Raw genomic sequence first — 5,354 nt, 5'->3', positions numbered from 1 at the left:
CTGCCGTTGGTTGCCGCGGGGCGGGTGCTCGCCGCCGCGCCGGCACCGCAGCCCGGCGCGGACCCGCTCGACTCCTCGCGCTGGGACGACATGCGGCGCGCCTTCCTCGCCGACGCGCCGGTGGTGTTCGACGACCGCATCGCGGTCACCGCGCCGTTCAGCGCCGAAGACCCGCTCAACGTGCCGGTGGCCATCGACGCGACCGCGCTGGGTGCGGTACGCGAGGTGCTGGTGTTCGCCGACTTCAACCCCATCGTCAAGGCACTGCGGGTGGAACCGCTGGCCGCGCCGGCCGCCTTCGGCCTGCGCCTGAAGCTGCAGCAGTCGAGCCCGGTACGTGCCGCCGCGCGCACCGCCGATGGCACCTGGCACCTCGGCGGCGCCTGGGTGCGCACCAGCGGCGGCGGCTGTACCCTGCCTTCGCTCGGCTCGGGCTCGGCCGAATGGCAGCAGCGCCTCAACGAGGTCGGCGCCCGCCTGTGGCCGGGCGTCGGCCATGGCGACCGCCTGCGGCTGCGCATCGTGCACCCGATGGACACCGGGCTCGCACCGGGCATCCCCGCCTTCCACATTGAGACGCTCGAGATCGCCGATGGCGCCGGCCGCGTGCTGGTGCGCGCGGAAGCCTTCGAACCGGTGTCGGAAAACCCCGTGTTCAGCTTCGACCTGCCGGCGGGGATCGGCACGGCCGGCCCGCTGCGCATCCGCGGACGCGACAACAACGGCAACCTCATCGACGCCGAGGTGAGACCGTGAAGCGGCTCGCTTCCGCCGCCCGCAGCTGGCGGCATGTCGTGCTGGCTTTCATGCTCGCCCCGTTGCTGCTCGCGCTCGCCCTCGATCCCGCGCGCGCCCGGGACCCCGCCGCCTTCGACTACGGCATCGTCCCGCGCCAGATCGCCGACGGCGTGTATGTGCTGGAGGGCCACAAGGAGGACTTCTCCACCGCCAACGGCGGCGACATCGCCAACACCGGCTTCATCGTCGGCATCGACGGCGTGATCGTCATCGACACGGGATCCTCGCGCCGCTACGGCGAGCAGATGCGCGCCGCCATCGCCCGCGTCACCCCGCTGCCGGTGGTGCTGACGCTCAACACCCACCACCACCCCGACCATTTTCTCGGCAACCAGGCCTTCCCGCCCGACACGCTCGCCGCCCTGCCCGAGACCATCGCCGGCATCGAGGCCGAAGGCGGCGCCTTCAACGACAACCTCTATCGCCTGGTCGGCGACTGGATGCGCGACACCGAGGTGGTGGTGCCGCGTCGCCGTCTTACCGCCAGCCGGCAGGTGATCGCCGGGCGTGACCTCGAGCTGCTGGCCCTCGGCGGCCACACCGCCGCAGACCTGGTGGTGATCGACCACGCCAGCGGCACGGTCTTCGCGGCCGATCTCGTTTTCAACGGCCGTGCCCCGACCACACCCCACGCCGACATCCCGCGCTGGCTGGACGCCCTCGCGCAGCTGGAGCGGCTTCCGGCCCGTCGCTGGGTGCCCGGCCACGGCGCGGTCCACGACGACACCGGGCCGCTCCGCCAGACGCGCGCCTATCTCGACTGGCTGTCGCGCACGCTGCAGGGCGCGGCGGAAGGCGGGCTGGACATGGCCGAAGCGATGACGCTGCCGGTCGCGGCGGAATTCCGTGCGCTCGCGCTCGTCGAGCACGAGTACCGACGCTCCGTCGTGCATCTCTTCCCGGCAGCGGAGCGCGCCGCCCTCGGCAGCCGCTGAGACGGCCGGGACGCCATCGGGCCGCGTCTTGCAAGGCGCGCCCGTGGCGCGCAGCATGCAGCCGTGCCGAGACCATGCGGAATCCGCCCTGGGAGTCAGCCATGTCCCCGCCCCCGCCCGTTCGAAGTCACCGCTATGCGTCGCCTGCCCGCCGTCGTCTCGTCCCGGTCGTGCTCGCAGCGCTGGCGCTGCTCGCCCTGCCGGCCCACGGAAACGTTTTCGGCAAGGACGGCCGCAGCTACAAGCCGGCAACCGGGCCGGTGCTGCGCGCGGTCGGCATGCTGAGCAAGGGCGAACGCCAGGTCGGCAGCGCCTTCCTGGTCGGGGAATGCCACGCCGTCACCGCCCACCATTCGGCCTTTCTCGGCGGCGACGAAGGTCGCGGACTGACGCTGCACATCGGCCCCGACCCACTCAACGCCGGCCGCTTCACCGAACACATCCGCGCCCGTCCGGTACTCGCCGGCCGCTACTTTCCCGGCACACCGGTCGGCATGCGCGGCGACTGGGCGGTGCTGGAACTGGACGATTGTGTCGGCCGCCGCTATGGCTATCTGCCGGTAGCCGACGACGGCGAGGTCGACCGCCCGCCGGCCGGACCGCTGATGACGGTGAGCTTTCCGCGCGACAAGCGCCGGCCCGGTGTGGCCGTCGAGGCCGGCTGCCGCGCGCGGGAGAACGGGCCGGTGTTCGGGCTGGTCGGTGTCGATTGCGCCTTCGGCGCAGGGATGTCGGGCGGCCCGGTGCTCGAGCGCCAGTCCGACGGCCAGTGGAAGGTGATCGGGCTGATCCAGTTGCGCCACGCACCGACCGAGCGCGTGCTGCCCGCCTACAGCCATCGCCACCGCAACCAGATGCTGCACGCCGCCACTTTCGTGCGGCAGGTGCAGCAACTCATCGGTCAGCGCGGCACTTCGGCACTGCCCAGGTCGGCAGTGCCGACACTGGTGCCATCGAGCGCCTCGATCAGCGCGAACAAGCGGCGGTAGAAATCGGGATCGGTCACGGTTTCCTCGCCGACCTTCACCATCGCCTCCTTGTCCGCCGACCACGGCAGCGAGATCGAGCCGAGGCCGGCCACGCTGACGCCGGTGCTGGTCGAGGCGGCCTTCAGCGCAAAGCGCGTCTGCAGCGCGTTGGCGTAGACCACCGCGCCGACGTTGCTCGGCAGGCAGACCAGGGTGATGTCGAGGCTCACGCCCTGGTCCGGCTTGGGCTGGAACAGCTTCTGCCCCTTCACCCGCACCGCGTCGCTGCCGTCGATCTGGTAGCCCTGGCTCAGCAACGCGCGCTTGCCCAGTTCGCAGGCACCGGCCGGCTCGCGCGTGCTCCAGGTCACGAAGGGCGACTCGCGCTGGAAGGATTCGGACTGATACACCGCCGGCGGTGCCGACGCGCACCCTGCACCCACCAAGGTGACGGCAGAAGCAAGAAACGGGACGAGACGACGGCGGACGCAGGACATGAAGCAGGTTTCCGGGCAGTTCGGGAAAGTCGGAGCTGGGATGTTAGTGCATCCCGGCTCCGACTGCGCATCGCCTGCCGTCGCGTTAACAGGAACTTACATCCGCTCGCCGCGCAGCGCGCGCAGGTGCCAGTCGAACACCTCGCCCAGCAGATGTGGCGTGTGGCGGCCCGGCCCATGGGCCAGCGCGCGCGCGTGATAGTCGCGCAGCGCGGGGCGGAAGTCGGGATGCGCGCAGTTTTCGATCACCACCTTGGCGCGCTGGCGCGGCGACAGCCCGCGCAGGTCGGCCAGGCCCTGCTCGGTCACCAGCACCTGCACGTCGTGCTCGGTGTGGTCGACGTGCGACACCATCGGCACGATGCACGAGATCGCGCCGCCCTTGGCCTGCGACGGCGTCATGAAGATCGACAGGTAGGCGTTGCGGGCGAAATCGCCCGAGCCGCCGATGCCGTTCATGATCTTCGAGCCCATCACGTGTGTCGAATTGACGTTGCCGTAGAGGTCGGCCTCGATCAGGCCGTTCATCGCGATCACGCCCAGGCGGCGGATCACCTCGGGGTGGTTGCTGATCTCCTGCGGGCGCAGCACGATGCGCTCGCGGTAGCGGTCGAGGTCGGCGTTGAGTTCGGCCAGCGCCTCGTTGCTGAGCGAGAACGCGGTGGCCGAGGCATGCGCGAGCTTGCCCGACTTGATCATCTCCAGCATGCCGTCCTGCAGCACCTCGGTGTAGGCGGTGAGGTTCTCGAACGGCCCCTCGTTGAGCCCGGCCATCACCGCGTTGGCGATGTTGCCCACGCCCGACTGCAGCGGCAGCAGGTCGGCCGGCAGGCGGCTCTTCTTCACTTCGTGCTGCAGGAACTCGAGGATGTGGCCGGCGATGCGGCGCGAGTTCTCGTCTGGCGGCGAAAAGGCCGAGTTGCGGTCCGGGCTGTGGGTCTCGACCACCGCGATGACCTTGCTCGGATCACAGCGCAGGTAAGGCTCGCCGATGCGGTCGGCTGCGCCCACCAGCGGAATCGGCTTGCGGTGCGGCGGCAGCTGGGTGCCGTAGTAGATGTCGTGCATGCCCTCGAGCCTGGGGTTCTGCCAGGAATTGACCTCGAGGATGACCTTGTCCGCCTGCTCCAGCCAGGTCTTGTTGTTACCCACCGACGAGGACGGAATCAGCCGGCCGTCGGGCAGGATGCCCGCCACCTCGACCACCGCCACGTCGAGCTTGCCGAGGAAGCCGAACCACACGAACTGCGCCACGTGCGACAGGTGGATGTCGATGTATTCCATCTCGCCGGCGTTGATGCGCTCGCGGCACACCGGGTCGGACTGGTAGGGCAGGCGCATCTCGATGCCGTCGACCTTCGCCAGCGCGCCGTCGAGCTCCGGTGCGGTCGACGCCCCGGTCCACACCCCGATGCGGAAGCGCTGGCCGCGCGCGTTCTCGGCCTCGATGCGGCGCGCGAGCGCCGCCGGCACCGCCTTCGGATAGCCGGAGCCGGTGAAGCCGCTCATGCCGACGTTGACGCCCGACGGGATGAGGGCCGCGGCCTCGTCGGCCGACATGATCTTCGCGCCCAGCGCGGCGCAGTGGATGCGGGATTCGCTCATCGGATGGCTCGCAAAAGAAACGCGCCAGTCCTTGCGGAAAATGGCGCGCAAACCCGGTCGCCCGAAGGGGGTCCGGCGCCCCGCCCAAAGAGAGGAGGGAGGGACGGGGCACCAGGGGGCGTTACCGATTCATGTGCGGGCAGTCTAGCCAGCGCCTCGCCACCCCACAAACGACGATTTATTATTCGATGATTAAGTTCTGCTTAAGCATCACGCCATGACCTACCGGCTCCCCAGCCTGTCCCTGCTGCGCACCTTCGAGGCGGCGGCACGCCACCTGAGCTTCAAGAAGGCCGCTGCCGAGGTGTGCGTCACGCCCGCCGCCGTCAGCCAGCAGATCCGCGCGCTGGAAGCCTACCTCGGCGTGCCGCTGTTCCATCGCAAGGTGCGCGCACTGGCCCTCACCGAGCACGGCGCGGCGATGCTGCCGGGCGTCCGCAAGGGCTTCGACTGCCTCGCCGCCGCGGTGGAAAGCACACGGCAGGACGCCGTCGGCCCGCTCGTCGTCACCGCGCCGCCCTCCTTCGCCAGCCACTGGCTCGTGCCCCCCC

Annotated in this window: 6 protein-coding genes; 4 read left to right on the top strand and 2 right to left on the bottom strand. The window is 70.2% G+C overall.

The genetic code is table 11. The annotated features are described in order from the left end of the window. The 3 genes from C664_RS19820 to C664_RS19810 form a co-directional block, all read left to right on the top strand. Window positions 1-756 (top strand): quinoprotein dehydrogenase-associated SoxYZ-like carrier (locus C664_RS19820; RefSeq protein ID WP_038012648.1); only part of this gene is annotated, 756 nt, incomplete at its 5' end. Continuing rightward, complete coding sequence (locus tag C664_RS19815) at window positions 753-1,733, top strand: quinoprotein relay system zinc metallohydrolase 1 (protein WP_004293774.1); 981 nt, start codon at window positions 753-755, stop codon at window positions 1,731-1,733. The genes C664_RS19820 and C664_RS19815, both read left to right, overlap by 4 nt. 101 nt (window positions 1,734-1,834) lie before the next feature. Next, window positions 1,835-2,722, top strand: a complete 888-nt coding sequence (locus C664_RS19810) for a trypsin-like serine peptidase (RefSeq protein WP_157354276.1) — start codon at window positions 1,835-1,837, stop codon at window positions 2,720-2,722. Here the strand turns inward: C664_RS19810 and C664_RS19805 are convergent. Continuing rightward, window positions 2,635-3,198: a DUF2242 domain-containing protein gene (locus tag C664_RS19805; protein WP_038012642.1), complete on the bottom strand. Its 564-nt coding sequence runs from the start codon at window positions 3,196-3,198 to the stop codon at window positions 2,635-2,637. The genes C664_RS19810 and C664_RS19805 overlap by 88 nt on opposite strands. A gap of 96 nt (window positions 3,199-3,294) precedes the next feature. Continuing rightward, window positions 3,295-4,803, bottom strand: a complete 1,509-nt coding sequence (locus tag C664_RS19800) for an acetyl-CoA hydrolase/transferase family protein (protein WP_004293770.1) — start codon at window positions 4,801-4,803, stop codon at window positions 3,295-3,297. 217 nt (window positions 4,804-5,020) lie between these two features. Between C664_RS19800 and C664_RS19795 the strand changes: the two genes are divergently transcribed. Then, window positions 5,021-5,354, top strand: a 334-nt coding sequence (locus C664_RS19795; protein WP_004293769.1) for a LysR family transcriptional regulator, incomplete at its 3' end; no start/stop codon positions are given.

The sequence above is a fragment of the Thauera sp. 63 genome, assembly GCF_000310165.2.
In the GTDB taxonomy this organism is placed as follows: Bacteria; Pseudomonadota; Gammaproteobacteria; order Burkholderiales; family Rhodocyclaceae; genus Thauera; species Thauera humireducens.
This window is presented reverse-complemented; position numbering and strand designations above follow the sequence as displayed.